This is a genomic window from Veillonella sp. oral taxon 780 str. F0422 (genome assembly GCF_000221605.1).
Taxonomy (GTDB): Bacteria; Bacillota; Negativicutes; order Veillonellales; family Veillonellaceae; genus F0422.
Window position 1 is genome coordinate 1 of sequence record NZ_AFUJ01000055.1, and the last position, 26,815, is coordinate 26,815.

Below are 26,815 nucleotides of genomic sequence, written 5' to 3' on the forward strand. Positions count from 1 at the left end.
AGATGATATAAGAAGGGCTCTCCTTTGAAATAATGATTCGCTTTAGCAACTTTCATTATAATAGAGAGCCTTCTTATTTTTTTGTCACAAATGCATTATACCCTTACATTTTTTACATATTGAAACCTTTCATAATAAAAAAGCTGTAATGAAAGTTTCCTTTCACTACAGCTTATATAGAGCCTCTACTCTCTATGAATTATGCAATTAAATATACTGTCCTTTGATCATATCGTATTCAGATACATTTACTTGTTGTTTCCGCCCTGCAATCCGTAATACTATATATCCCAAAATACCAGATACGATAGAGCCTACGAAGATACCAACTTTTGCCATTTCTTGTGCTTCTCCTGGAGGGAATGCTAACAAAGATACGAACAAGCTCATGGTAAATCCGATACCACAACATAGAGCGATACCATACACATGAGTCCAATTGGTTTGAGCTGGCATTTCCACTAGTTTAGATTTTACTAGTAAGAACAATGTGCCAAATACTCCTACTTGTTTACCTAATACTAAACCTACTGCAACACCTAATACAACTGGATGGGCAAAGCTTTCTAAAGTAAATCCGTGGAAAGATACCCCTGCATTGGCAAAACCAAAGATTGGAATAATTAAGTAGGTAACCCAGTTACTTAAGGTGTGTTCCCATTCAGATAATGGAGATACATGACGACCATCACGTATGCCATGGTATGGAATAAACGCCGCTAAAATTACACCTGCTAAGGTAGCATGCAATCCTGACTTAAACACACAGAACCAAAGGCCAAATCCTAATGCTAAATACGGAATTGGTCTCGTATAGTTCATACGGTTTACGTATTGTAACATGAACACGATGATTGCTGCTACGAATAAGTAAAAGAAGTTTAACTCCGCTGTATAGAAAAAAGCAATGATAACAATAGCCATCAAGTCATCCATAACAGCCAAGGTAGTTAAAAATACTTTCATTGCAATGGGTACTCGATCACCTAAGAGTGAAACGATACCGATGGCAAAGGCAATGTCTGTAGCTGTTGGAATCCCCCAACCATGAATAAAGTCTGGATGATAACCGACAATGAAATAATAGATTAAAGCCGGCATTAAAAGGCCAAAAAATGCTGCAATACCAGGCAAAAATCGTTTTGCATTGGTATTCAATTCCCCTGCAATCATTTCCCGTTTTACTTCAAGGCCTACAAATAAAAAGAAGACCGCCATGGCCACGTCATTAATCCATAATTCAATGGACAATGGTCCTAATTTAGCATGAAGCAAAGAGTGGTACAAACTTTCTACTGGAGAGTTTGCCAATAGCACTCCTACCACAGCAGCTACAAAGAGTAGTACACCCCCTGCTGATGGTGATGTAAAAAAAGATACAATTCGATTCATACAATTACCCCTCTACTATGTAATATATATCATTAAATAACTAACATATTCTTTTGTTATTATATCACTAATTATATTCTTTATCTATCGAATTTTTTCTATATTGCGTATGTATACAAAATCCAATACTCGATTCACCGATGTCCTTACGATACTGTCGTCCCTCAAAGTCAATCATGGATACACGTTCATAAGCATGTTCTAAGGATTGTTCCAATGTATTCCCCAACCCTACAACACCTAATACACGACCACCTTGCGTTACATAGTGATCTGTTTCATATGTTGTACCAGAGTGAAATACCATCGATACAGTATCTATAGTATGAATATCTCCTGTGATTCTTTGACCTGTCACGGGCTGCTGTGGATATCCTTCGGATGCTAAGATAACACAGGAAGCGTATTGTTTCGACCACTCTAAGGACATCCCCTCTAACTGCCCCATAGCCGTGGCATGCATGATGACTCCTAGATCACTCTGTACTAATGGCAATAGCACTTGTGTCTCTGGATCTCCGAACCGAGCATTAAACTCTACTACTTTCGGTCCTTCCTCGGTAAGCATAAGACCTGTATACAAGCAACCCACATAAGGATGACCTTCTTCTGCCATGGCTTTCACGATAGGTTTTACTATGGTGTCTACTATGGTTTGTTCCAAAGTGCCATCCAGTTCTGGCACCGGTGCATAGGCGCCCATGCCTCCTGTATTAGGACCTTCATCATGGTCTAACAATCGTTTATGATCTCTTGCTCCTATCATAGGTAAGACGTGAGTACCGTCCACAAAGGACAACAAGGATACCTCCTGTCCTCGCATATATTCCTCAATCACAACGCTTTCTTCCGAACTACTCAGCATCTCTTTCAACACTCGCTCTGCGTCTGTGAAAGTCTCACAAATAGTGACACCTTTGCCGCCCCAGAGACCATCCCTCTTTAATACAATCGGTACGCCCCATTGATGAATAATGCCTTTTCCTGTTTCTACATCTTGGCAAACCTCATACTTAGCCGTAGGAATCACATATCGACGCATTATATCTTTCGCAAACGACTTAGACCCTTCTAATCGAGAAGCCTGCTGGGATGGTCCAAATACAGGAATCCCTACGGATCGGATTGCATCACTAAGTCCCTCTACCAGAGGCAATTCAGGTCCTATCACAACCAAATCAATCTTATAGTCCAATAACCAAGCTAGTAAGGTGTCTCGGTTCTTCCAATCTAGGTTGACTACAGTGGCTATCGAAGTCATTCCTGCATTGCCTGGCACTACATAAACATCTGTTACAGATGGGCTATGATGCAATTTCCAAGCTAATGCATGTTCACGACCACCATTGCCAATAATACATACTTTCATAGATACCTCTCAATATAAACTATTTTATAATAGCTTGTTTTTTATAACAACACGATATCCCAGTATATTCAAAGCATCCTCGCAAAATAAGCGCACCGCCTCTGGGTAGATGCGATGCTCTTCATGCAAGATTCGTGTTGATAAAGTATCCACCGTGTCATCTTCATAGACAGGTACCACCGCCTGCGCAATGATAGGACCTGTATCCATGCCTTCATCCACAAAATGAACGGTACATCCTGTGTATTTTACGCCTTTTAGTAAGGCTTGCTTCTGTGCCTGTAAGCCTGTAAAAGCTGGCAATAAGGAGGGATGTATATTCAAGATGTTTCCTCTGTACGCTTGCACAAATGTAGGTGGTAATATACGCGTATACCCAGCTAACAAGATGCCTTCCACTTCATATTCTTGTAACAAATCTAGCATAGCTTGTGTCCAGGCTGCTTCAGTACCATAGTTAGCAGGATCTACTATGTATACAGGAATGTGCCAAGCACATCCTTTCTCCACAATGCCCACATTGGATCTATCACTAATGATAAGAACTATTTCACCATTTATATGCCCCGCTTCTATGACCTTATAGATGGCTTCTCCATTAGACCCTCTGCCACTGCCAAATAGAGCCAATCGTTTACGCATGGAATGCCTCACCAAGAATCGTCACATCTCCCTGCCCTTCTGTAACAAGTCCAATGGAGTACACTACTTCTCCCTGTTCTTGTAACACTTCTACCACACGTTCTACTAATTCTGGTTTCACCACAAGTACCATGCCTATGCCCATATTGAAAGTATGATACATTTCTCTCGTTTCTACATGACCCCATTCTTGTAATAGCTTAAAAATAGGTGGTACTGGCCAGGCATCACTATGAATGGTGACAGACAACCCTTTGGGTAATATACGAGGAATATTGTCGTAGAAAGATCCTCCTGTTATATGAGCCATCCCTTTCACTAACTGTTCTTTCAGTAGTGGTAGAATGGGTTTTACATACAGTTTTGTTGGTGTCAACACTTCTTCTCCAATAGTACGACCCAACTCATCCACATAGGTGTCCAATGGCATTTGTTGTTTTTCTAAGATAATGTGGCGCACTAAGGAAAACCCATTGGAGTGTAAACCTGATGAAGGTAAACCTAGCACCAAATCTCCTGCCTCGATAGAGGCTCCCGTAATGCATCGGTCCTTATCTACAATCCCCACTGCAAAGCCAGCTAAATCATAATTGCCATCGCCGTAGAAACTAGACATTTCCGATGTTTCTCCACCGATTAAAGCACACCCACATTCTTCACAAGCCTCACCAATACCATCGATGATACTTTCAATATGATTATGTTCCAATTTACCGACTGCAATGTAGTCTAGGAAAAATAAAGGAGTCGCCCCCTGTGCTACCACATCGTTCACACTCATAGCCACACAATCTTGACCAATCTGGCGATGCTTATTCATGAGGACGGCAAAGCGAATTTTCGTACCCACCCCATCCGTACTCGATACAAGAATGGGTTCTTTCATGGTGTACTGTGCCAAAGAATAGAGCCCACTAAAACCACCTAGAGATCCTAGTACACCCGGTGTATAGGTGCGTTCCACACGGTGTTTAATCTTTTGAATGAGCTGGTTGCCCGCTTCTACATCCACGCCAGCATCTAAATAAGTAACAGGTGTATTATCAACAGACATAAGTACCTCCCTTGGTATACTCATCCCCTACAGGGCTTGGATACTCTCCAGTAAAACAAGCCACACACAAATGCGGTGCTTCTAGTTGTTTCATAGACTGCACCAATCCTTCATGAGACAAATAATATAAACGATCAACGCCAATGTATTGACGGATTTCTTCTATGGAATATCGATGAGCTAACAACACTTCTGCATCAGATGTATCGATACCAAAATAGCAAGGATACCGAATAGGTTCAGAAGTTAAACACAAATAGATTTCTTTCGCTCCCGCTTGTCGTAACATGGAAACGATATATCGACTTGTGGTGCCTCGTACAATAGAATCATCAATGAGAACAATACGCTTTCCTTGTACCATATCAGGAACAATACTAAACTTGTTACGCACCGCTTCCTCTCGACTAATTTGGTTGGGTTCTATGAAAGTCCGCAATACCTTCGGATTCCTCACTAACCCTTCCCTATAGGGTATACCAGATTCCTCTGCATATCCCTGAGCAGACAAAGTCCCTGAATTAGGTATGGGCATAACAATATCCGCTTCATATTGTGTTTCTTTTGCCAGCTGACATCCCATAGCTACCCTTGCTTCTGATACACCTTGCCCATCGATAACACTGGTAGGATGTGCAAAATAAATATATTCAAACACGCAAGTATGTTGTTCCACTACCTCCTGTTGTTCTACGCCTGCACTTCCTACATGTAATTGTTTTGTTTTTTCTTTATTTTCTAATCCCTCAACCCCACCTCGAGAAATAGTTCTACTCTGTATACCACCCTCAGTATTTTGGTAGTCCGAGACTTCATATCTTATACTGGAGTGATACGGTACACTGCGAAAATCTGTTCCATCAATAAGAATTATTTCACCAGGCCTTACATCACGAATGAAAGTCCCCTCTATAGCGTCTATAGCGCAACTTTCAGAGGCAAGTACATACCCATGGGCCGTACGACCTACGCAAAGAGGACGATACCCATGAGGATCTCGTACACCTATCAGCATCTCATTAGCAACAATCGTCAACGAAAAGGCACCTTCTAATCGCGCACAAGCTTGCTGAATAGCACCTAGGATGGTCAATTCATTGGAGCATTTAATCAAATGGACGATGACTTCTGAATCCATTGTGGTCGTAAATACACAGCCTTGGGTTTCCAACTCACGACGTAACACTTGGGCATTCGTCAAATTCCCATTATGAGCCACTGCAAATGTACCCCACGGTGATGTTTCTACAATAGGTTGTACATCACAAGGATTCTCTATACCTGTGGTGGAATACCGCACATGTCCAATTCCTATGTGACCTTCTAAACTAGAAATATCCTGTAAGACCTCTTTCACGAGCCCAGGTCCTTTCACCATATCTATCTGTGATTCATGAACCACAGCAATACCCGCTCCTTCTTGCCCTCGGTGCTGTAACGCCACAAGGCCTTCATATATAGTTGTCCCGATGGTAGAGGACTTGTCATAGACTCCAAAGACTCCGCATTCCTCATGCCATGTATCTAACACACCATCATATTTCATTATGCCCCCTAGAGTCATACTCTACTCATATTGTGCACACGGACAAATCATCAAATGTCAAACTATCTCTATTATAACTTGCTACACAGCTATCTTCAATACAAACTCAGGGAATCAACAAAAAACGTGGTATACTTAAGATATAAGAAGTCATGTATGGAACGCTAATAAACATACTATAGGATGTAGTGAGAACTCCACCACCATCCTATTAACATATAAAGGAGGCTATGTATGCACATATTCCGTCTATTTGTCACTCCTCGCACAACTACTTCACAGGAACCCGAACAATTACGTAGGACCTTTCAACAAGACTTACAGATTCCTCTCACCGACCTCAGGGTCTACGAACGATACGACATCTCTGGAATCACAGAATCAGAGTTTGAACGTGCTAAAACCCTCATTTTTTCTGAACCTCCCATAGAAACTACCTGTACTACATTAAACCTGTCCTCCCTAGACCATCCCATTGCTATTGCACCTATACTAGGTCAATATGACCAGCGTGCTGATGCTGCAGAGCTATGCCTCTCCATCCTCACTGGTCATGATCATAGTACTGTACGTACTGCACGAATCTATGTCTTAAGGGGCCCCCTAACGAAAACACATGTAGATACTGCTCGACAATACCTCTTGCAATCTATCGATACTTGTGAAAGTTCCATGGATCTTCCTACAACGCTAGACATAGTAACCCCGGTAGTTCCAGAAACTCCGCACATAGAGGAGTTCACCACCCTGACGAAAATAAAGCTAGAAGAACTCCTTCACTATATGCAATTGTCCATGACTCTAGAAGACCTACTATGTATTCAAAGGTATTTTCAAAAAAAGCATCGCAATCCAACAGTAACTGAAATTCGTGTATTAGACACCTATTGGTCAGATCATTGTCGCCACACTACATTCAATACCCAATTAACGGAGATTACCTTTGATGAGTCTGCCCTTACCAAGCCGATTCGAAAAACGTATCAAACCTATCTTGAAACAAAACAACAACTGAATCCATCGAGCAATGTAGTACCCACATTAATGGACATGGCCACAATGGCTATGCAAGAACTTCGTCATCAAGGCAAACTAAATCAATTAGATGTGTCGGACGAAATCAATGCGTGCACCATCATTGTTCCGGTGCAGGTGGATGGCAAAAAAGAAGAATGGCTATTATTGTTCAAAAACGAAACCCATAATCATCCTACTGAAATAGAACCTTTCGGTGGTGCTGCCACTTGTTTAGGTGGCTGTATTCGAGATCCTCTCAGTGGTCGTGCTTATGTATACCAAGCCATGCGTATCACTGGCTCTGGTAACCCTTTAGTCTCAAAAGAGCATACTTTGCTCGGTAAATTACCACAATCCTATATCACAACCACAGCTGCCAAAGGTTTTTCTTCCTACGGCAACCAAATTGGCGTTCCTACAGGGGAAGTACGAGAATATTATCATGATTCCTATCGAGCTAAACGTTTAGAAGTAGGTGCTGTCATCGGTGCTGTGCCGCGATCTCATGTACATCATGAAAACCCTGTCCCTGGTGATCTCATTATATTGCTAGGTGGTAAGACCGGCCGTGATGGCTGTGGCGGTGCTACGGGCTCTTCTAAAATACATACGAAAGACTCTCTCTCTATCTGTGGTGCAGAAGTGCAAAAAGGAAATCCTGTGACAGAACGAAAAATTCAACGCCTATTCCGCAATCCAGAGGTGACACAATCTATCAAGAGATGTAACGACTTTGGAGCAGGCGGTGTAGCCGTTGCTATTGGAGAACTCGCAGATAGCATTCATATATACCTAGATACGATACCTACAAAATACACTGGGCTCACTGGAACAGAGCTAGCCATCTCAGAATCCCAAGAAAGAATGGCTTGCATTATTGATCCTAGCCAATGGAAACGAATCCAATCCTATTGTGCAGAGGAAAATTTGGAGGCTACTATTGTAGGAGAAGTGACAAATACTGGACGCCTAGTGATGGACTTTCAAGGAGAAATTATCGTCAACCTACATCGTCAGTTCTTAGCTACAAATGGAGCTACACAAAGTACTACAGCTCATATCGTGTCTCCAAGAACAACTCCCTCTCCTTCGTTTTTTACGAATCTATCTTTTCTCTCTACAACAACCAAAGCTTCCATAGAAACACGCTTTCATCAAGCTTTGCAAGATTTGAACAGTACCTCCCAAGAAGGATTACGAGCTATGTTTGACTCTACCGTCGGTGCGAATACTGTGCTCTTTCCTTTCAGTGGAACCTATCTGAAAACTCCGGTCCAAGGGATGGTAGCAAAACTTCCTGTATTACAGGGAACTACCACGACTGCAAGCATCATGACTCATGGTTTTGATCCATATCTATCAGAATGGAGTCCCTACCATGGCGCTCAATATGCGGTACTCCTTAGCTTAGCAAAATTAGCCGCTTTAGGAGGAGATATCTCTAAAGCTTATCTAAGTTTTCAAGAATATTTTGAAAAACTCAACACTCCTATGTCCTGGGGTAAAGTGATATCTGCTCTGTTGGGCGCCTATGAGGCGCAACGCCAATTAGGTGTAGCCGCCATTGGTGGTAAAGATTCTATGAGCGGTACATTCCAAGATCTCCATGTGCCCCCTTCTCTCATTTCTTTTGCTGTCACCACCGAGGATATCCATCGCATACTCTCTCCTCACTTTCATGAGGCACACCATCACATCCTATTTCTGTATGTACCAGAGCTCTCTGATGGTACACCTAACTGGGCCGCCTTTAAAGCACATTGTAAAACCTTGCGTTCCTTCAATATCACGCAACAAGTGTATAGTGCGTATGTCGTAGAACAGGATGGCATCGGACCCGCTACGGTGAAAGCTTGTCTAGGCAATGCCATTGGCTGTGTCTACCATAAAGACGAACTGCAAAGACTAGTTATGGCTGTATCTTCTACGCATAAAAAACGAGAACTAGACCAAACAAGCATAACTCAATCCTGTGCCAATACATCAGAGAATGATAGTCTCCTTGCTTCTCTAACTCCTGAAGATATATTGTTCTATCCCTTCCGTGGTTCCTTCCTCATAGAGGTGGATACTGTGACAGCTCAGGCATTAAGGGACTTACCTCACATGTACCATATTGGCACTACACAAGAAGACCCTTCTATTGTGATGGGGGATACCTCTATCTCATTAGATGACTTAACCAATTCCTATGAAAGCTCCTTAGCATCTATCTTTCCTATCTACGCAAAAGAAAAAACTTCGGTGATACCAGTACCTCTGCTAACAGCAAACTACTACACACTACACAAAGCAAACCATGTAGTAAGTATACTTCTCTATCTCATCCTAAAGTGCTGATTCCTGTATTCCCTGGCACCAATTGTGAATATGAATCTGCACGGGCTTTCACAGAGCATGGTGCCAAGATAGAAACTCTTGTCATTCGCAATCGAAGCAGTCAAGAATTACAAGAATCTATTCAAGCCTTAAAACGCAGTATAAACAGTGCTCAAATTGTATGTTTCCCTGGTGGTTTTAGTAGCGGTGATGAACCAGCTGGATCAGGCAAATTTATAGCTACCCTGTTTCACAATCCATACTTGCAAGAATCTTTAGAGAATCTATTATACAAGCGTGATGGTTTAGTGCTTGGTATATGCAATGGATTTCAAGCACTAATTAAGCTTGGATTAGTCCCAACAGGCCATATCCAACCATTGGAGCAAACCAGTCCTACCTTAACGTACAATACAATAGGACGTCACATTTCTACGATAGTCCATACAAAGGTTGTATCCACAAATTCACCATGGCTCAGTGCTTGTCAAATAGGCGACATCTACACAGTCCCTATTTCTCATGGAGAAGGTCGTTTCCTTGCTACAACAGAACAAGTAGAAGAACTCTATGCTCAGGGGCAAGTTGCCACACAATATGTAGACCTTGTGGGTAATACTACCTATGATCCACGATGGAATCCTAACCAATCTATAGGTGCTGTAGAAGGATTATTAAGCCCTGATGGTAGAATATTAGGGAAAATGGCTCATATAGAACGCCTGGGCCATGGTATACATAAAAATATCAATGGTAACCTTGTAATGCCTATTTTTGCATCAGGCGTGCACTACTTTATAGATTAGTACTCTCGCTCGGTAACCTAAGCCCCAACTATAAAAAAGACTGAAAAACACAAATAGAGGAAGATGGAGTAAAAGCCTCCATCTTCCTCTATCGTTATATGGCTTTACAAAAAAGAGGCTATGACAACATGTAACACATGGTATCATAGCCCTTTATATATGATATATGATGTATGAATTATAATTAACCCACTTCTGGTTCTAACAAACCATATTTGCCATCATGACGACGATATACAACGTTCATGATTTCAGTATCTTCATTGAAGAACATAAAGAAGTCATGTTCCAATAGATTCATTTGTAAAATTGCTTCTTCCACGCTCATAGGACGTACGGTAAAGTTTTTGCGACGTACTACTTCTAATTCCTTTTCTTCTGGAATCGCTTCCACAGGTGTCACATCTACATGGAATCCAGTTTCTTTACGGAATCGTTTTGCTAACCGTGTTTTATGTTTATGGATTTGACGAACAATTTTATCCACCACTAAATCGATAGCAGCATACATATCTAAATGACTTTCTACACCACGCAATACTACGCTTTCTACAAAACATGTCACTTCTACTTTGCGCTCTTCTTTTTCTAGAGATAACACAACTTGAACCGTAACTGGTGTTTCAAAATAACGGGATAACTTTTCCAACCGTTTTTCAATATATTCACGCAAGGCAGCTGTCACTTCAAGATTTTTTCCTCTTACAGATACTTTCATAGTTGTCACCCTTTCTGTGTAACATATAGTGTTGCTATATGTATATAATTCTACATGAAGGTATGAAAACCCTTTTTTATTTTTCTATATTTTTTCTGCATTTAGTGAAAGTAAAAAAACTTAGGGACCCTATTTAGGAATCCCTAAGCTTTGTTCATAAATTATGCTTTATATACGTTAGCCGCTTGAAGACCACGGTTGCCATCTACGATTTCAAATTCTACTTGTTGTCCTTCGGATAAAGACTTAAAGCCATCTTCTTGGATTGCAGAAAAATGAACGAATACATCGCTGCCATCTTCTCTTTCAATAAAGCCATAACCTTTTTCTGCACTGAACCATTTTACTTTCCCAAGCATGATAATTCCTCCTACCTTTAATACTGCAAGCGATTTAGAGTATCTAAATCTTTCTTTCATGTTATCACTATATATGTATGATGTCAATCAAAATATCACTTTATTTTCAAGTATATAACATATCGATATAATTTAACGAAACTATTAATCAATTATTTCATTCTATACTAATAAGATAAACATTTAGGGTATATTTTACGCTTCATATATCCATTATATTTTTCAATTTATATTCACATTATACCTTATTTTTATAAATCTATGAATAATGTCAATTATCAAGATTGAATTTATGTATTTTATTCATATCGTTGTATTTATTCCATATGCGCATCATTTTAATAATTATTTTATTTTATAAACAATTATGAAACAATACCATAATTATTCTTTTTGCGTAAGTTATTCACTATATTTTATACTCATACAAATAAATATCACTACTATCTAAAACGGTGTACTCCTTACAACATATAATGGATATATGATTACATATATCTATTTATAGCAGTACATATAGGTCTAGGCATACCAATCAATTCATTAGTAAAATTTTAGATATCATACTTAATTTCACAACAAAAAACTACCCTACATAGAAAACTCCGTATATAGGGTAGTTACATTTCTCTGATATCGTCTTATCGAATAACTTTTGATAAGAAAGACTTTGTTCGTTCATGTTTTGGAGTATCAAATACTTCTGCTGGTGTTCCTTCTTCCAAAATTTCGCCACTATCTACAAATAATACACGTGTCGCTACTTCTTTGGCAAAGCTCATTTCATGAGTAACGATGACCATAGTCATCCCCTCTTTAGCCAAATCTTTCATAACGTCTAATACTTCACTAACCATCTCTGGATCTAACGCTGATGTAGGTTCGTCAAAAAGCATGACTTTTGGTTTCATCGCTAACGCTCTAGCAATGGCTACACGCTGTTGCTGACCCCCAGATAATTGTTCTGGGTACGCCTCTGCTTTATCGGATAAACCTACTTTTCCCAATAAATCACGAGCAATGCTTTCCGCTTCAGATTTTGAAAGTCCTCTAATTTTTTGTGGTGCTAAAGTAATATTATCTAGCACAGTCATATGAGGAAATAGATTAAACCGCTGGAATACCATGCCCACTTCAGCGCGTACGTTGTTGATGTTTTCTTTCACATTTAAGTTCTTGCCATCTACAATCACGTCACCTTCTGTTGGTTCTTCTAAATAGTTCATACAGCGCAATACAGTACTTTTACCAGAGCCAGATGGTCCAATAATAACCACTACTTCACCAGCATCGATTTCTGTAGAAACGCCTTTTAAGACATGCAATTGTCCAAAGTATTTATGTACATTCTGTAATTGAATCATTTGATATTATATTTCCTTTCTAAGTACGCTACGAGTCGGGAAATGGTTAATGTCATAATCAAGTAAATCACCGCTACAGCTGTCCAAATTTCAAAGGAACCATAGGTACGAGCGATAATTAATTGTCCTCGACGTGTCAATTCTTCAAAACCAATAACTGCTACCAAAGAAGTATCTTTCAACATAGCAATAAATTCATTGCCCAATGGTGGAATGATAGCTTTGAAAGCTTGTGGCATAATAACATAGCGCATCGTTTGGAACCAAGTTAATCCTAAAGAGCGACCTGCTTCCATTTGACCTTTATTAATAGATTGGATACCGGCACGGAAAATTTCAGAAACATAAGCACCAGAGTTTATAGAACAAGCCAAGACGGCTGCTAAATAGGGCCCAATTGGTTCTGGCGCACCATTGGCATTAACGATAGCCCCCAATAATTTAGGACCACCAAAGTAAATCATAAAGATTTGTACTAATAGTGGTGTGCCACGAAATAGTTCTACATAACATTTTGCGATCAAACGAATCACTTTAAATCGTGATAAGTTCATCAGCGCCACTACTAGTCCAATAAAGAAACCAAAGCCCACACTCATGAGGGTAATTTGAATTGTAATTCCAGCCCCTCCAATTAACAGGGGTAAAGAGTCGACAATTAACTGCCAATTAAAATCCATCGTTACCTATCCATCCTTTCATTCAACACAGATAAGGAGGCACAAAGCCTCCTTATATAGTACATTATTTTCCTTCGTATGTCACGGGAATATCCTTAGGCATGTCAGTTTTAAACCATGTTTGGTATATCTTATTTAAAGTACCATCTTGCTTCATCTCTGTCAATGCTTTATTTACACTATCTACTAGGTCTTTATTCTTTTTATTCATAGCTAAACCAAAGTATTCTTTCGTATTTGGATAAGCGATAATCGTTAAGTGTTGATCACTATGTTTGGCTACGTAATACTGAGCCACTGGCAAATCAATTAAGGCCCCTTCTACACCACCATTTTGTAATTCTAATAAAGCATCGCTAGTATGGTCAAAGTTTTTTACTATAGCTCCATTGATTTTGTTTGCTAAGTCTGCCCCTGTAGTACCCATTTGTACGGCAATCGTTTTTCCTGTCAAATCATCTAAACTTTTAATAACGCTACTTTCCTTGACAACCACAGCCATACCAGATTCATAATAAGGCATACTGAAACCAACTTTTTCCATCCGTGCTTTTGTAATGGTCATCCCCGATGCTGCTAAATCAATTTCGCCATTATCTAAAGCTGGTACTAGTGCATCAAAAGGAACATTTTTAAATTCAATAGTTTTCCCCGTCCGTTTCGCAATTTCTTTAGCTACATCGATGTCAAAACCTTGTAATTCTTCGGATCCTTCTTGCTTAAACTCAAACGGTACAAACGTTGCATTAGTGCCTATCTTCAAGACACTTCCTTTTTGTACTTGGTCTCCTCCTTGAGAGCCACATCCCCCTAGTAGTGCTACTACACCTAAAGCTAATAAGCCCGTACATATTAATTTTTTTACATTTGCTTTCATAATTGGTCTCCTTTATTAAATATCTTATGTATATCTTATGCACTAATTATACATCTATACGAATATTTAGTCAACATAAATTTACATATATTTTGTATTTTTATTAATTCTTGTTATATTTGTTAAATTGTATAAGCAATATATAGAAACTGATATACCAAAAAAGCATAAAAAAATACACAGCAGAACAATTTCTGCTGTGTTTCATACGGCTGACCTGGTCTTTGCCCCCACACTCGCCTGCTGGAAGGTTCGCTCTTAAGCCATGCTCCCCACTACTACCCCTCTCGACATATTTTGTCGGCAGGTCTTACATCTAAGCCGCACCATGCTCACAATTTCTCATTGCTTATGTGGATCGTTTCGCCTGCGACTGGCCTCGACTTTCAACCACAGACCCGTTATGTACTCTTATTATATCTATATTTTTCACTTTTGTCACTTAGGAACTATCATGATATTTTTCATTTTACTTATATCATTTTTATATAGTACATTTATAAAAAAGACTTGCTTTTTTTCATCAAATATACATCAGCTTTACTCCATCCCATGTTTATCACATTCTCACTTTTTATGTAAATGATGAGAACTTTTCAGTACATTTTTGTCCACTCTATAGGGTATATTCAAGGATAGAATTTTATTGTATAATGTGTGTACTTAAGTAAACGAAGAATATAAAAACGGTGGTTTTCCAAAAGAGAGTACACCGTTTCTGTTTGTTAGGAAGGGTTTGCACATGTTTATGTTATCATTAATTCAAGAATCAGGGGCTTACGAACAAGATAAAAGCACCTTAGAGTTAGTAACCTTACAACTCTTACAAATGATTCAGATGAAAAGCCAAACTTTATATGTGCATTCAGTACAGGTTGCCAATTATGCTGTAGCCATTGCTGCTAAAATGGGTTTGCCAAAAGGTGAAATCGAATTGATTCGCCACGCAGCGTGTTTACACGATTTAGGCTTAATTTGCTTACCTACCACTACCTTGATGAAGTTTCCCTACTTCAACCGTCAGGAATTATCCAAATACAAGCAACATCCTGTATTTGGGGCTAGCATGATTGAAAACTATCCATGTTGTCAACCTATCATCCCTTACGTTAAATACCATCATGAGCGTTGGGATGGCACAGGTTTTCCAAAACACTTACGAGGTGCCAATATTCCATTAGGGGCTCGCATCATTGGTATTGCTGATTACTACGTAACAGCCATCGACCCAGCTTCAGATACAAGCCTACAACCTCGTAGCGAGATCAAACAAGAACTATTTAGACACTCTGGCACACAATTTGATCCAGATGTGGTGAAAGCATTTATAGAAATTTTAGGATAATCATTAGGCTCCACTTGCTAAAGTGAGAGCCTTTATCTTTGCCCTAGGCAAAACAGCATGAATTGTCTCCGCTGCTTCTAGTAAAGTAGCCCCCGTAGTATAGATGTCATCTACTAGCAATATACTAAGGTCTTTATCAACATAAGTATCCACCATAGTAGGACAAACTAAGAAATGACCTTTCATATTTTTTCGTCGTTCTTCCTTTGTCAATGTCCACATCGGTTTAGATCCATCTAATTTTAACAATAAATCTACCCAATTCCAACCTTGTTGCATAACCCAATTTTTGAATAGCACTTCCACTTGATTATACCCCCGTTGTTTCCGTTTGCTTTCACTAATGGGAATAGGTACAACAATGGTTGGTACATACTTCATATCCAAACAAGTAACTGTAAAACGTTGTAAAAAAGGAGCGGCTCCTAGAGCTCGCTCCTTTTTTCCATTAAATTTTATATCATGTAGCATGGTTTTAATACCACCTATATAATCAGCTAGAATATATATACATTCTAAAGAAGAATGTTTCGGACCTAATATACAACGTTCATGCATAACTGCTTGCAAACATGTATCACACCACTCACCTTGAGTATATACATCTTTACCACAATGGATACAAGTAGGTGGACACAATAGGTCCCATAATCTCATTAGATCGCCCCCTCTAAGCGTTCTTTAAATAATGTATATCGATAATTTGTATCTACTCGATTCACCGCTGTATCTACAGCTGTTTCGCTACCGATGAGTAACACCTTATCCTTCGCACGTGTAATCGCTGTATAGAGTAGATTTCGCTGTAACATCACATTATAGGCAGAAATAAATGGTAGAATGATACGTTCATATTCACTGCCCTGTGCTTTATGAACCGTAATTGCATAAGCAAGTGCCATCGTCATCATATCTTCTTCGTCAAGAGTCATCGATTTATCTGGAAATTTTACATGTACCTGTTTGCCAAGTATATCTGTAATTACACCAATTTCTCCATTGTACACATCTTGATCATAATTATTTTCCATTTGAATAATCTTATCTCCAATGCGATACACTGTACCATCTACTTTTAATTCTTCTTCACCGCTTCTTCTCGGATTCAATTCTTCTTGCAAATATTTAGAAATAGCCGCACTACCTATGACGCCTTTACGCATAGGACAAACGATTTGAATATCTAGGTCAGACTCTACGTACTGTAATTCCTCTCGATAATGCTTAGTAACCGCTAATAGGACACTTTCCACATCATGAGCACTTTCAAATTGAAATTCATCACAACTCGATAGATCGGGCATCTCACCATGATTGATCGCGTAGGCATTATCGATGATTCGATTCCCCTCTTGTTGACGATATATCTGCGTTAACCCTTGATAAGGTATCACAGAACTAGTCAACATATCTCGCAAAATAAAGCCCGCACCGATAGGTGGCAATTGATCCACATCTCCCACAAGGACCACATAAGCACTAGGTGGAATCGCCTGTATCAGGGCATAGTATAGCTCTAAATTAAGCATAGATGATTCATCAACGATAACTACATCTACCTCTAATGGCTCATCTTGATTCCGGGCAAAGGTATAAATAGTATTATCAAGTTCTGGCTCTAGCAAGCGATGAATAGTATAAGCCTCCATACCTGTCGCTTCCGACAAACGCTTCGTAGCTCGTCCTGTAGGCGCACAGAGGACAATACGTTTTAGGTTTCCTTGCTGAAATCCTTCTACTAAGGCTTTGATAATAGTGGTCTTTCCTGTACCTGGACCTCCAGTAATAATAGAGAATCGATGGCTAAGGGCCATATGAATAGCTTGCTTTTGCTCCACCCCTAACTCCATGGAATGCTTAATTTCATAACTTTTGCAGAAATCATCACCATCCAATAAAGGTAGTATATCATTATCTAGGAAAGCTTCTGTGAAATCTACGCTGTCTACTTCTGCTCGATACACAGTAGGGTGGTAGATATACAGTACATCGTCGTGATCTACCTGTACATAGCGCTTTGTTTCAATTAAGGTTTCTAAACGGTCTACAATCACATCGATATACTCATCACCTAATAGATTCGACAACTGTACCATCAATTCCTCTATGGGCATACAAGAATGCCCTGAAGATCCGATCTGTTCCATAGTAAAGCGAATACCCGCATCGATGCGCTTTGGATTGTCAAAGGGAAAGCCTAATTCCTCTGCAAAATGATCCACTACAGAAAAAGGCAAGTTTATATCAACTGTCAATAGGTAATAAGGATTATCTTGCAGCATTTCAATGCTTTTAGCACCGTACACTTCGTAAAGTTGACGACTCCAACGATTACTCATATTGTATTTAGCAAAAAAATCATTAATTTCCTGCAAGACTCCTTCACCTAACAAAACCTTATACAGTTCTTGCTTTGTTCTAAGGGATATATTAGGAACTTCTAATAATTCTATAGGATTTTCGTTTTTCAGAATTTCTAGAATAGAAATTCCAAAATAGTTCAGCATCTTATCTAATGATTTAGGCCCTAACCCTTTCACACTAAGACTTTCTAAATACCGTCTAGCACCTGCTAAGGTATCTGGCATCACACGTTGTATGCTTTGGACAGCAATCTGTTTGCCATATCTTTTATGGATGACAAACTTACCTTTAATTTCCACCTCTTCCCCTACTTTGGGAGGGGCTATATTTCCCGTACAAGTATGAGTATCTTCCTGATAATCCCGCACGATAAATATACAGTAATCTTCTTGAGGGGACTTATATATGACACGGTATACCGTTCCTAATACCGTTATCATAGAGATGCATTGGGCAATGCAGAAATAACAGCTTGTACCACATCTGCTACATTGCTAATATTTTCAATTTTAATGTGACTCACACGTTCATAAATTGGTTGACGCTCTTCGTATAAGCGGAAAATATATTCAATACTTTCTTTCAATAATGGGCGAATTTCCATATCTAAATCATCAAGGATTTGTTTTACATCTCGTTGAATCAGTACCACATAACCAGATTCACGCATCAGTTCAGCTGTGGCATCACACAATACCGTACCACCACCTGTAGCAATGACACTGGCATTTTTTTTGCTCACCAAATCTTGAATTATATTAAGTTCTAATTGGTGGAATTCTTCTTCTCCATCATGAATAATAATATTTTGAATAGATTTTCCTGTACGCTCTTGGATTTCTGTATCCACATCAAAGAACTCTAAGCCTAATGCCTGTGCTAATGCTTTACCAATCGTTGTTTTACCTGCTCCAGGCATACCAATTAAGAAAATATGTTGATGAATATGGTTCTTTTCATACTCTTTAGAAATACGAATTACCTCATTCATAAACTCTTTTGCATAATCCGCTAATTCAGGGTTTTCCAATGCTTGAACAGCCGATGCAAGGATTTCTTGCTCTCTTTGTACATCATGAATTTTCATCTGATGCTCTTCTTTATATTTTGCAATATCTACCACAATACTCAAACGTTCTTCAAATAGGCGAATCATTTCTTTATTAATAGCATCAATTTTTTGACGATTTTCTTGTAATTTCATAGATATACTCCTTAGAATTTTTTATAGATAGTACTATGTAAATGCTTTAATGCAAAGGTCTTATCATCTTCCATTTGATCGATAAGGGCTTGCAGGGAATCAAACTTTACTTCTCCTCGGATAAAAGCAAGAAATTCTACCGTAGCCACTTCTCCGTATACATCATCAGAAAAATCAAATAAATGGGTTTCAAAACGATGATATTGATTCGTAAAAGTCGGATTATCGCCCATATTACCTACTGCACCATACCATTTGCCACCAATATATACTTGGTTTACATACACACCATCAGCTGGCGCTGCCATAGTATCTGGGAAATGAAAGTTTAACGTAGGAAACCCCAAAGTGCGCCCCCGTTGATCCCCTTTTACTACTGTGCCCGTAAATCGGTAAGGTCTACCTAGCATGGTATTAGCTAATTCAATATCACCACGTAAAATACTACTACGTATGGCAGTGCTCGATATAGGGGCATCAATCCAATCATAACGTACCAATTCTTGATCATGGACTTCAATAGACGGATATAACTGACGAATTAACTGAGAATTACCTAACCCTTTATATCCAAAATTAAAGTTTGCACCTACTACTATTTTCAGTACATCACGATGAGCACATAAACTATGAATAAAATCTTCCCCTGACTGCGCTACTAATTCTTGAGTCATAGGAAGCTCCAATATATAATCAACACCCATAGCCTGTAACATATCATATCGTTCTTCTCGTTGTAACAAACGAGGTGGAATTTGTTTCGGTTGTAATATAGTAAATGGATGGGCATCGAAGGTAACAATCACAGAAACTCCATGACATGCCTTAGCGCTGTCACAGACTTCCTTAATGATTGATTGATGACCTAAATGCAGTCCATCAAAGGTTCCCATTCCATATACAATGGGTTCCTGTATCGTATCTAACTCTGATATCGTATATAAAATATTCATATTGATCCTTATCTTTTGAAATATGAAATAGAACTTTTATTTCGTTTACTCTTTATTATAACACAACCGAAGACTATAGAAAGTGTATACATGTATTTCTCTAAAAGAAATACAATATCACCATATACAGTTTTATTTGTAATATCCTATTCAGTATAATACACGCTATATAAGATGCTTTTCTATCAAATAGTATACACAAGAAAATGGTCAGGTCCCCATGAGGGTCCTAACCATTTCTATACTTACATCATATGTATATATTTTTTCTACCTTTAAAGTATCATCCAGTCGTCGCAAGATACTCATAAATCCATTCGCATCATAGGCTCTCACTAATGTATCTACTGGGATTTCATCTAACGACACACAGAAAGTTCCATGCGGTTTGACTGTATGGATTGGAACTTGTTTCCCTTGCACTAAGCGTGTTCGATTAATATCATTGATATACACCGCTGGCAAGTGCATTAGCAAAGTATCTACTGGCTGTACAGCTTGTTCCACCAGCGTTTCTAGTTCTTCGATGGTCACAGACTGTTCAATATTACATTGTCCTACCACGGTACGGCATAGTTGTGTCATCATACCACACATTCCAAGTTGCTGGCATATATCTCGTAACAAAGCGCGCACATAGGTGCCCGCAGAACACCGTACACGAATGGTAAAGAATGGAAATGCATAGGCTAGTAACTCGATGTCATAGATTTGAATCAACCGAGATGGCAATTCAAATTCCATCCCTGCACGGGCTAAATCATAAGCACGTTGCCCATTGATTTTGATAGCAGAATACTTAGATGGTCGTTGCTCAATCGAACCTTGGAAGGACCGCACCACTTGTTCTAGTTCGTCCCAACTAGGAGGCTCAGAGATATCCATAGTCCGCAGCACATTCCCTGTGCTATCTTCTGTATCTGTTTCAACGCCAAATTTGCATTCCGCCACATAGGTTTTACCGATGGACTCTGTGTATTCGATGGCACGAGTGGCTTTTCCGACAAAGATAGGTAGCACTCCATACGCCAATGGATCCAATGTCCCACTATGACCGATACGGCGCTCTTTCAAAATTCGTCGACAAATACCGATTGCATCATGGCTCGTGATGCCTGGTGGCTTGATTAAAGAAATAACACCATCCATTAATCAATCACCGCTAAGATTTGTTCCAATGCTTTGTGGATAGGACTTTCGATAGAGCAGCCAGCTGCTCGAATATGCCCACCACCGCCAAAGTGACTAGCAATTTGATTTGCATCTCGCACTTTGGAGCGAATGCTAGCACGAGTTACCGTCTCTGTTTTCGCTTTTAAAACGATAGCTACATCCACACCTTTGATGTTTCGAATCATGTCCACAAATCCATCGGTATCATCCTCAATGCGCTCCATCAGCGGTAATGTCAAGCACATGGATACCACTTGCCCTTCATGATGAAAGGACACATTATCTAAGATCTGTTTCATCACCTCGATACGACCTGGTTCTACCATTTCTATGGCTTCAGAAATCACATGTGGCTGTGCACCTGCTTGTAAACATAGACCTGCCATCTCCATCGTATGTGCTGTTGTATTAGAGAATTTAAAGAACCCTGTATCTGTAGCCATAGCCATGTACAAAGCTTGTCCCATCGATTGAGTGATTTCCCAATTCCATATCTTACATAGGTACGCCACCGTTTCTCCAGTAGAAGAAAAATCAGGACGTAAATATAAGCCGTCTGCAAATTCTGTATTAGAAATATGATGGTCTATATTAAAAGTAGGTGCACTCACTCGTACACCTACTTCTCCAATTCGTTCAAATGTGCTAGCGTCCAAAATAAGTAGCATATCCGATGTATAACCGGTTTCTAAACTTTCAATAGGCTCAATCTTAGAGCATAGTGGAAGAAAAGAAAACTTTTCAGGAATCACATCATCTACTACCATGCGAACTGTTTTCCCTTGGGCTACCAAGGCTTCATACATAGCGAGCATGGAACCAATAGCATCTCCATCAGGACTAACATGAACGGTAAGAAGAATGGAATGGGCTGTATCAATCGATGTTTTTAGTTGATCAATACTAATTTTTGCCATTATTGTTCCTCTTGTTTAATAGAATTTAATAATCCTTCGATGTGCATACTGTAATCTAAGGATGTATCTGCATCAAAGGCAATACTAGGAATATGGCGCAATTGAAGCACCTTTCCTAGTTCAGAGCGGAAGTAGCCAGCGCTTCTACGCAAAGTCTCTAAAGACTGTTGTTTCTCCGCCTCACTACCGAATAAGCTTACATAAATCGTAGCTTCTCGCAAATCGCCAGTAACACGTACATCGGTAACAGTAACAAATCCAATACGAGGGTCTTTCAACCCACGCAGTAAGATTTGACTTGCTTCTTGTTTAATAAACTCTTGTAATTTTCGTACACGAACTTCGCTCATGGATACCTCCTATAATTCTGGGGCAATTTCTTCCATTTTGTACGCTTCGATAACGTCGCCTTCTTTCACATCACGGTAACGTTCTAGGGAAATACCACACTCAAAGCTGGTAGCTACTTCTTTCACTTCATCTTTGAAACGGCGTAAGGAATCGATATGCCCTTCATGGATAACGATACCATCACGGATTAAGCGAATTTCAGAGTTATTCGTGATTTTACCTTCTGTTACATAGGAACCCGCAACGATAGCTTTCGGCGTAGAAATTACTTGACGAACTTCTGCACGGCCTAAGATAACTTCTTTAAATTCAGGAGTTAACATACCACGCATAGCGGCTTCGATTTCATTGATCGCATCGTAGATGACACGGTATGTACGAAGGTCAACACTTTCTTTTTCTGCTTCTTTACGTACATTTGCATCTGGACGCACGTTAAAGCCGATAATAATCGCACCCGATGCAGAGGCTAACATCACATCAGATTCGTTGATGGCACCTACTGCACTGTGGATAATGTTGATGCGTACTTCTGGGTTTTTAATGCCCTCTAAGGATTGACGTAACGCTTCTACAGAACCTTGTACGTCACCTTTGATAATAATATTTAAGTCTTTCAATTCCCCTTGTTGCATTTGGTTGAACAAATCATCAAGAGTGACTTTTGTTTTCGCATTCATTTCAGTAATGCGTTGTTTTTCAATACGTTTTTCTGCAATAGAACGAGCTTCGTTGTCATCTACAGCGAATATCACTTCACCAGCTTGTGGTACATCAGATAAACCTAAGATTTCCACAGGCATAGATGGGCGAGCCACTTTTACTTTTTCTCCACGTTCATTCGTCATAGCACGTACTTTACCGTAGGCTACGCCGGCAAGGATCGTTTCCCCTACACGTAAGGAACCTTTTTGTACCAATACTGTACATACAGGACCACGGCCTTTATCCAATTGGGCTTCGATAACGATACCTTGTGCCTTACGGTTAGGGTTCGCTTTCAATTCTTGTACTTCTGCTACCAACAAGATAGTTTCCAATAGATCTTCAATACCTTGACGTTGTTTTGCAGATACAGGAACCATGATAGTATCACCGCCCCATTCTTCTGGTAACAAACCATGTTCAGACAATTGTTGTTTTACATGGTCAGGATTAGCTCCTGGTTTATCCATTTTATTGATGGCTACGATAATTGGCACCTCTGCAGATTTAGCATGGTTGATAGCCTCAATAGTTTGTGGCATAACACCATCATCAGCAGCTACGACAAGGACTGCGATATCCGTGGACTGAGCACCACGCAAACGCATCGCTGTGAAAGCTTCATGGCCTGGTGTATCAAGGAATGTAATTTTATTACCTTCATAGCGAACTTGGTAGGCACCGATATGCTGCGTAATACCACCTGCTTCAGAAGCTGTTACATTGGTAGAACGAATCACGTCCAACAAAGATGTTTTACCATGGTCAACGTGACCCATGATGGTAACAACTGGTGGACGAGCTTGTAAGCTTTCTGGGCTATCCTCGATTTCGATGATTTCTGTAGGATCTTGTTCAGGTTCTACTTCTACCACTTCCACGCCGAAATCTTCTGCTAATACCATAGCAGTTTCCACATCAATTTCTTGGTTGATGGTAGCCATAACACCTAACATCATCAATTTTTTGATGATTTCAGATACTTCACGACCCATTTTTTCAGCCAATTCTTTAACAGTTAATGGCCCAGACAGTTCGATAGACGTAGCAATCGCTGCTTCAGCCTTACGACGTTCTTCTTCTTTTTGTTTGATGTGTTGCTCATTACGTTGCTTAACCTTATTTTTATTTTTTTGCAACGCAGAAGATACTAAGGATTGAGTACGTTCGCCTTTTTTGCCTTTTTTATCTTTTTTATTGCGACGCTCGCTACGATTTTCATTGCGATGTTCAGATTCAAAACGACGATTTTCTTTTTGACGATCTACTTCACGACTCGCTTGACGATCACGACCTTCTGTTTTCACAGTAAGAGCTGGATCCACTTGTGGAATCTCTAAGCGGCGTTCACGACGTTGTCCATCATTGCGACGATCATTATTACGATCATTATTACGGTCGTTACTACGATTGTTGTTGCGATCATGATTGCGGTCATTATTGCGGTCGAATCTGCCACCGTTGTTAGGACGATTACCACCATTGCGATTGTCTTGACGTTGATCATTGCGACCTTCTGGACGACGACCATCACGGCTTTGACCATTTCGTTGGTTAGAACGATTGTCTCCACGGTCATTTCTATCATTGCGATGATCTCGTTGACCATTATTTTTACCATCACGATTGAATGGGCGGTCACGCTTTTCACCACGGTCATTACGGTCTCCACGATCGTTACGATCATTGCGATTATTTCTATCTTGTTTAGGTCCACGTCTTTCGCCATCTTCATTGCGACGGTATTCGTGTACTTTCTTTTGCGGTGCTTGTTGAGTTGCTTTTGGTGCTTCACTTTGTGCTTGTTTAGCGCCACCAGCTAACGATTGTTTAATCATAGATACTTGTGAATCCTCCACTGTACTCATATGGCTTTTCACTTCTACATTGTGCTTTTTTAAAGCATCAATCACTACTTTATTTTCTACACCTAGGTCTTTTGCTACTTCATATACTCTTTTTTTGGACATCAACATTCCCCCTCTACTGATTCTTATCTATTTCAGCTAGCAAGGATTTAGCAAATCCAGCATCATTTACTAATATAACTGCTCGCATTTCTTTTCCCAATGCTCTACCTAGTTCCTCTTTGGTCCCTACTAAACGAAGGGGCACCTGATGAGACTCGGCTAAGTGCATATATTTTTTAGCATTATTCTGCGCACAATCTTCTGCCATAATCAACAGTGGATAGGCTTGCCGCTTCATGGACCGTTCCACTACAAAATCGCCTGATAATAAGCGACCTGCTCGCTGTGCTAATCCTAATATATTCAACACTTTTTCTTTATTCATGGGATATTTGTTCCTTTAAAGATTCATAAATTTCTTGTGAAACTTTATGTTTTAGCGAACGCTCTAATCGTTTGGCTTTATACGCCATGTCTAGGCATTCTACTTTCATTTCCATATATGCTCCCCGTCCAGGGGCTTTACCTGTGGGGTCAATAGAAATCTCTCCCGTTGGACTCAACACAACACGTGTTAACTCTTTCTTGGGAAGAAGTTCTCCACATCCCACACATACTCGCATAGGCTGAGACTTCTGTTTCATATTAGTCTTCATCTCCAAAAGCATCCAAGGAAATCATATCATCAGATTCCACATATTCACCGGCTTCAGCGGCTTGTGTTTCACTTTTAATATCAATTTTCCAGTTTGTTAATTTCGCCGCTAAACGGGCATTTTGACCTGCTTTACCGATCGCTAATGAAAGTTGGTAATCTGGCACCACAACAGAAGATGTTTTTTCTTCATCACGAGCTACTACGCTTACCACTTTCGCTGGACTTAAGGCATTGGCAATATACACCGCTGGATCTTCATCCCATTTCACAATATCAATTTTTTCGCCATTTAGCTCATCCACGATATTTTGTACACGTTGTCCTTTAGGACCAACACACGCACCTACTGCATCCACTTCTTCCTCGCGAGATACAACAGCAATTTTAGAACGCATACCTGGTTCACGAGCTACCGATTTTAATTCCACTGTACCTTCTGCAATTTCTGGCACTTCTAGTTCAAACAAGCGTTTTAATAAACCAGGATGTGTACGGGAAATCATAATTTGAGGACCTTTTGTGGTCTTTTTCACTTCCACAATGTAGCATTTAATACGATCTCCCACAGCATAGCTTTCACTAGGAATTTGCTCAGATACAGGTAAAATCGCCTCAGTTTTTCCTAGATTAATGAATACATTTCGACCCTCAATACGTTCCACCAAACCAGTCAAAATATCACCTTCACGGCTGGAATATTCATCATAGACAATGTTGCGTTCTGCTTCTTTCAAGCGTTGAATCAACAATTGTTTTGCCGTATGGGCTGCACTACGACCGAAGTTTTTTGGCGTCACATCCACTTCGATAATATCGCCGATTTCCATACGTTTATCCAATTGACGAGCATCTACTAACGCAATTTCTACTTCTTCATTTTCAGGTGTATCCACTACTGTTTTCTTAGCCAACACTTTATAATCACCTGTTTCACGATTGAAATAAATATATGCCTCTTGATTTGCTCCCACCTCTTTACGATAGGCTTGTAATAATGCCACTTCAAGAGAATCAAAAATAATCTCTGGTGCCACCCCTTTTTGTTTAGTAACTGCTAATACCGCTTGTACTAATTCTTGACTCACTGGTTTC

General features: G+C 39.7%; 24 protein-coding genes. 3 read left to right on the top strand and 21 right to left on the bottom strand.

Translation table 11 applies throughout. From position 1 onward, the window contains the following. Positions 1-207: 207 nt before the first annotated feature. The 5 genes from nhaA to HMPREF9200_RS06400 form a co-directional block, all read right to left on the bottom strand. Positions 208-1,392, bottom strand: coding sequence for a Na+/H+ antiporter NhaA (gene nhaA / locus HMPREF9200_RS06380; protein ID WP_009372174.1), 1,185 nt, complete (start codon positions 1,390-1,392; stop codon positions 208-210). 67 nt (positions 1,393-1,459) lie between these two features. Continuing rightward, entirely contained in the window at positions 1,460-2,761 is a 1,302-nt protein-coding gene (gene purD / locus HMPREF9200_RS06385; RefSeq protein WP_009372219.1) for a phosphoribosylamine--glycine ligase, read from the bottom strand. A gap of 24 nt (positions 2,762-2,785) precedes the next feature. Next, positions 2,786-3,403, bottom strand: coding sequence for a phosphoribosylglycinamide formyltransferase (gene purN, locus HMPREF9200_RS06390; RefSeq protein WP_009372146.1), 618 nt, complete (start codon positions 3,401-3,403; stop codon positions 2,786-2,788). Next, positions 3,396-4,457 carry a phosphoribosylformylglycinamidine cyclo-ligase gene (gene purM, locus HMPREF9200_RS06395; RefSeq protein WP_009372182.1) on the bottom strand — a complete coding sequence of 354 codons (1,062 nt, stop codon included), beginning with the start codon at positions 4,455-4,457 and terminating at the stop codon, positions 3,396-3,398. The genes purN and purM overlap by 8 nt, the downstream gene beginning before the upstream one ends. Then, complete coding sequence (locus HMPREF9200_RS06400) at positions 4,447-6,003, bottom strand: amidophosphoribosyltransferase (RefSeq protein WP_009372154.1); 1,557 nt, start codon at positions 6,001-6,003, stop codon at positions 4,447-4,449. Before HMPREF9200_RS06400 ends, purM begins: the two co-directional genes overlap by 11 nt. 234 nt (positions 6,004-6,237) lie before the next feature. On the opposite strand from HMPREF9200_RS06400, the gene HMPREF9200_RS06405 reads away from it, so the two are divergent. Together HMPREF9200_RS06405 and HMPREF9200_RS08335 are read left to right on the top strand one after the other, a co-directional pair. Next, a complete protein-coding gene (locus HMPREF9200_RS06405; RefSeq protein ID WP_009372153.1) occupies positions 6,238-9,360 on the top strand; it encodes a phosphoribosylformylglycinamidine synthase in 3,123 nt (1,040 codons plus the stop codon). After that, complete coding sequence (locus HMPREF9200_RS08335; protein ID WP_009372230.1) at positions 9,354-10,145, top strand: phosphoribosylformylglycinamidine synthase subunit PurQ; 792 nt, start codon at positions 9,354-9,356, stop codon at positions 10,143-10,145. The genes HMPREF9200_RS06405 and HMPREF9200_RS08335 overlap by 7 nt, the downstream gene beginning before the upstream one ends. A 184-nt stretch (positions 10,146-10,329) precedes the next feature. On the opposite strand, the gene raiA is transcribed toward HMPREF9200_RS08335, so the two are convergent. From raiA to HMPREF9200_RS06430, 5 genes are all read right to left on the bottom strand, one after another. Beyond that, positions 10,330-10,863: a ribosome hibernation-promoting factor, HPF/YfiA family gene (gene raiA, locus HMPREF9200_RS06410; protein ID WP_009372200.1), complete on the bottom strand. Its 534-nt coding sequence runs from the start codon at positions 10,861-10,863 to the stop codon at positions 10,330-10,332. Between the two features lie 161 nt (positions 10,864-11,024). Next, positions 11,025-11,228, bottom strand: a complete 204-nt coding sequence (locus tag HMPREF9200_RS06415; protein WP_303733730.1) for a cold shock domain-containing protein — start codon at positions 11,226-11,228, stop codon at positions 11,025-11,027. Positions 11,229-11,863: 635 nt separating this feature from the next. After that, positions 11,864-12,586 carry an amino acid ABC transporter ATP-binding protein gene (locus tag HMPREF9200_RS06420; RefSeq protein ID WP_009372145.1) on the bottom strand — a complete coding sequence of 241 codons (723 nt, stop codon included), beginning with the start codon at positions 12,584-12,586 and terminating at the stop codon, positions 11,864-11,866. After that, the gene (locus HMPREF9200_RS06425; RefSeq protein ID WP_009372151.1) at positions 12,583-13,266 is read right to left on the bottom strand and encodes an amino acid ABC transporter permease; all 684 of its coding nucleotides are present in this window, start codon (positions 13,264-13,266) and stop codon (positions 12,583-12,585) included. Before HMPREF9200_RS06425 ends, HMPREF9200_RS06420 begins: the two co-directional genes overlap by 4 nt. Positions 13,267-13,330: 64 nt before the next feature. Next, the gene (locus HMPREF9200_RS06430; protein WP_009372218.1) at positions 13,331-14,143 is read right to left on the bottom strand and encodes a basic amino acid ABC transporter substrate-binding protein; all 813 of its coding nucleotides are present in this window, start codon (positions 14,141-14,143) and stop codon (positions 13,331-13,333) included. A 742-nt stretch (positions 14,144-14,885) separates the two neighbouring features. Between HMPREF9200_RS06430 and HMPREF9200_RS06435 the strand changes: the two genes are divergently transcribed. Further along, on the top strand, positions 14,886-15,488 hold the full coding sequence (locus HMPREF9200_RS06435; protein WP_009372171.1) for an HD-GYP domain-containing protein: 603 nt from the start codon (positions 14,886-14,888) through the stop codon (positions 15,486-15,488). Positions 15,489-15,491: 3 nt separating this feature from the next. On the opposite strand, the gene HMPREF9200_RS06440 is transcribed toward HMPREF9200_RS06435, so the two are convergent. From HMPREF9200_RS06440 to nusA, 11 genes are all read right to left on the bottom strand, one after another. Then, a complete protein-coding gene (locus tag HMPREF9200_RS06440) occupies positions 15,492-16,145 on the bottom strand; it encodes a ComF family protein (protein ID WP_009372181.1) in 654 nt (217 codons plus the stop codon). Then, positions 16,145-18,292, bottom strand: coding sequence for an ATP-dependent RecD-like DNA helicase (locus HMPREF9200_RS06445; protein WP_009372250.1), 2,148 nt, complete (start codon positions 18,290-18,292; stop codon positions 16,145-16,147). Before HMPREF9200_RS06445 ends, HMPREF9200_RS06440 begins: the two co-directional genes overlap by 1 nt. Further along, entirely contained in the window at positions 18,289-19,056 is a 768-nt protein-coding gene (locus HMPREF9200_RS06450; protein ID WP_009372233.1) for a shikimate kinase, read from the bottom strand. The genes HMPREF9200_RS06445 and HMPREF9200_RS06450 overlap by 4 nt, the downstream gene beginning before the upstream one ends. A gap of 11 nt (positions 19,057-19,067) precedes the next feature. Next, positions 19,068-20,009, bottom strand: coding sequence for a bifunctional riboflavin kinase/FAD synthetase (locus HMPREF9200_RS06455; RefSeq protein ID WP_009354001.1), 942 nt, complete (start codon positions 20,007-20,009; stop codon positions 19,068-19,070). Between the two features lie 210 nt (positions 20,010-20,219). Then, positions 20,220-21,158, bottom strand: coding sequence for a tRNA pseudouridine(55) synthase TruB (gene truB / locus HMPREF9200_RS06460; RefSeq protein ID WP_009372191.1), 939 nt, complete (start codon positions 21,156-21,158; stop codon positions 20,220-20,222). Next, positions 21,158-22,099 carry a bifunctional oligoribonuclease/PAP phosphatase NrnA gene (locus tag HMPREF9200_RS06465; protein WP_009372204.1) on the bottom strand — a complete coding sequence of 314 codons (942 nt, stop codon included), beginning with the start codon at positions 22,097-22,099 and terminating at the stop codon, positions 21,158-21,160. The genes truB and HMPREF9200_RS06465 overlap by 1 nt, the downstream gene beginning before the upstream one ends. Continuing rightward, on the bottom strand, positions 22,099-22,449 hold the full coding sequence (rbfA, locus tag HMPREF9200_RS06470; protein ID WP_009372220.1) for a 30S ribosome-binding factor RbfA: 351 nt from the start codon (positions 22,447-22,449) through the stop codon (positions 22,099-22,101). The genes HMPREF9200_RS06465 and rbfA overlap by 1 nt, the downstream gene beginning before the upstream one ends. 9 nt (positions 22,450-22,458) lie before the next feature. Further along, positions 22,459-25,125 carry a translation initiation factor IF-2 gene (infB, locus tag HMPREF9200_RS06475; RefSeq protein ID WP_009372157.1) on the bottom strand — a complete coding sequence of 889 codons (2,667 nt, stop codon included), beginning with the start codon at positions 25,123-25,125 and terminating at the stop codon, positions 22,459-22,461. A 13-nt stretch (positions 25,126-25,138) separates the two neighbouring features. Then, a complete protein-coding gene (locus tag HMPREF9200_RS06480) occupies positions 25,139-25,450 on the bottom strand; it encodes a ribosomal L7Ae/L30e/S12e/Gadd45 family protein (protein WP_009372159.1) in 312 nt (103 codons plus the stop codon). After that, positions 25,443-25,709 (bottom strand): RNase P modulator RnpM, encoded by a 267-nt coding sequence (gene rnpM / locus HMPREF9200_RS06485; RefSeq protein ID WP_038145077.1) that lies wholly within the window; start codon positions 25,707-25,709, stop codon positions 25,443-25,445. Before rnpM ends, HMPREF9200_RS06480 begins: the two co-directional genes overlap by 8 nt. 1 nt (position 25,710) lies before the next feature. Continuing rightward, entirely contained in the window at positions 25,711-26,808 is a 1,098-nt protein-coding gene (nusA, locus tag HMPREF9200_RS06490) for a transcription termination factor NusA (RefSeq protein WP_009372179.1), read from the bottom strand. Between the last annotated feature and the right edge of the window lie 7 nt (positions 26,809-26,815).

What these genes read in the sequence shown, in the direction of transcription:
- nhaA (WP_009372174.1), bottom strand. Translation starts at nt 1,392, where the DNA reads ATGAATCGAATTGTATCTTTTTTTACATCACCATCAGCAGGGGGTGTA.
- purD (WP_009372219.1), bottom strand. Translation starts at nt 2,761, where the DNA reads ATGAAAGTATGTATTATTGGCAATGGTGGTCGTGAACATGCATTAGCT.
- purN (WP_009372146.1), bottom strand. Translation starts at nt 3,403, where the DNA reads ATGCGTAAACGATTGGCTCTATTTGGCAGTGGCAGAGGGTCTAATGGA.
- purM (WP_009372182.1), bottom strand. Translation starts at nt 4,457, where the DNA reads ATGTCTGTTGATAATACACCTGTTACTTATTTAGATGCTGGCGTGGAT.
- HMPREF9200_RS06400 (WP_009372154.1), bottom strand. Translation starts at nt 6,003, where the DNA reads ATGAAATATGATGGTGTGTTAGATACATGGCATGAGGAATGCGGAGTC.
- HMPREF9200_RS06405 (WP_009372153.1), top strand. Translation starts at nt 6,238, where the DNA reads ATGCACATATTCCGTCTATTTGTCACTCCTCGCACAACTACTTCACAG.
- raiA (WP_009372200.1), bottom strand. Translation starts at nt 10,863, where the DNA reads ATGAAAGTATCTGTAAGAGGAAAAAATCTTGAAGTGACAGCTGCCTTG.
- HMPREF9200_RS06420 (WP_009372145.1), bottom strand. Translation starts at nt 12,586, where the DNA reads ATGATTCAATTACAGAATGTACATAAATACTTTGGACAATTGCATGTC.
- HMPREF9200_RS06425 (WP_009372151.1), bottom strand. Translation starts at nt 13,266, where the DNA reads ATGGATTTTAATTGGCAGTTAATTGTCGACTCTTTACCCCTGTTAATT.
- HMPREF9200_RS06430 (WP_009372218.1), bottom strand. Translation starts at nt 14,143, where the DNA reads ATGAAAGCAAATGTAAAAAAATTAATATGTACGGGCTTATTAGCTTTA.
- HMPREF9200_RS06435 (WP_009372171.1), top strand. Translation starts at nt 14,886, where the DNA reads ATGTTTATGTTATCATTAATTCAAGAATCAGGGGCTTACGAACAAGAT.
- HMPREF9200_RS06440 (WP_009372181.1), bottom strand. Translation starts at nt 16,145, where the DNA reads ATGAGATTATGGGACCTATTGTGTCCACCTACTTGTATCCATTGTGGT.
- HMPREF9200_RS06445 (WP_009372250.1), bottom strand. Translation starts at nt 18,292, where the DNA reads ATGATAACGGTATTAGGAACGGTATACCGTGTCATATATAAGTCCCCT.
- HMPREF9200_RS06450 (WP_009372233.1), bottom strand. Translation starts at nt 19,056, where the DNA reads ATGAAATTACAAGAAAATCGTCAAAAAATTGATGCTATTAATAAAGAA.
- HMPREF9200_RS06455 (WP_009354001.1), bottom strand. Translation starts at nt 20,009, where the DNA reads ATGAATATTTTATATACGATATCAGAGTTAGATACGATACAGGAACCC.
- truB (WP_009372191.1), bottom strand. Translation starts at nt 21,158, where the DNA reads ATGGATGGTGTTATTTCTTTAATCAAGCCACCAGGCATCACGAGCCAT.
- HMPREF9200_RS06465 (WP_009372204.1), bottom strand. Translation starts at nt 22,099, where the DNA reads ATGGCAAAAATTAGTATTGATCAACTAAAAACATCGATTGATACAGCC.
- rbfA (WP_009372220.1), bottom strand. Translation starts at nt 22,449, where the DNA reads ATGAGCGAAGTTCGTGTACGAAAATTACAAGAGTTTATTAAACAAGAA.
- infB (WP_009372157.1), bottom strand. Translation starts at nt 25,125, where the DNA reads ATGTCCAAAAAAAGAGTATATGAAGTAGCAAAAGACCTAGGTGTAGAA.
- HMPREF9200_RS06480 (WP_009372159.1), bottom strand. Translation starts at nt 25,450, where the DNA reads ATGAATAAAGAAAAAGTGTTGAATATATTAGGATTAGCACAGCGAGCA.
- rnpM (WP_038145077.1), bottom strand. Translation starts at nt 25,709, where the DNA reads ATGAAACAGAAGTCTCAGCCTATGCGAGTATGTGTGGGATGTGGAGAA.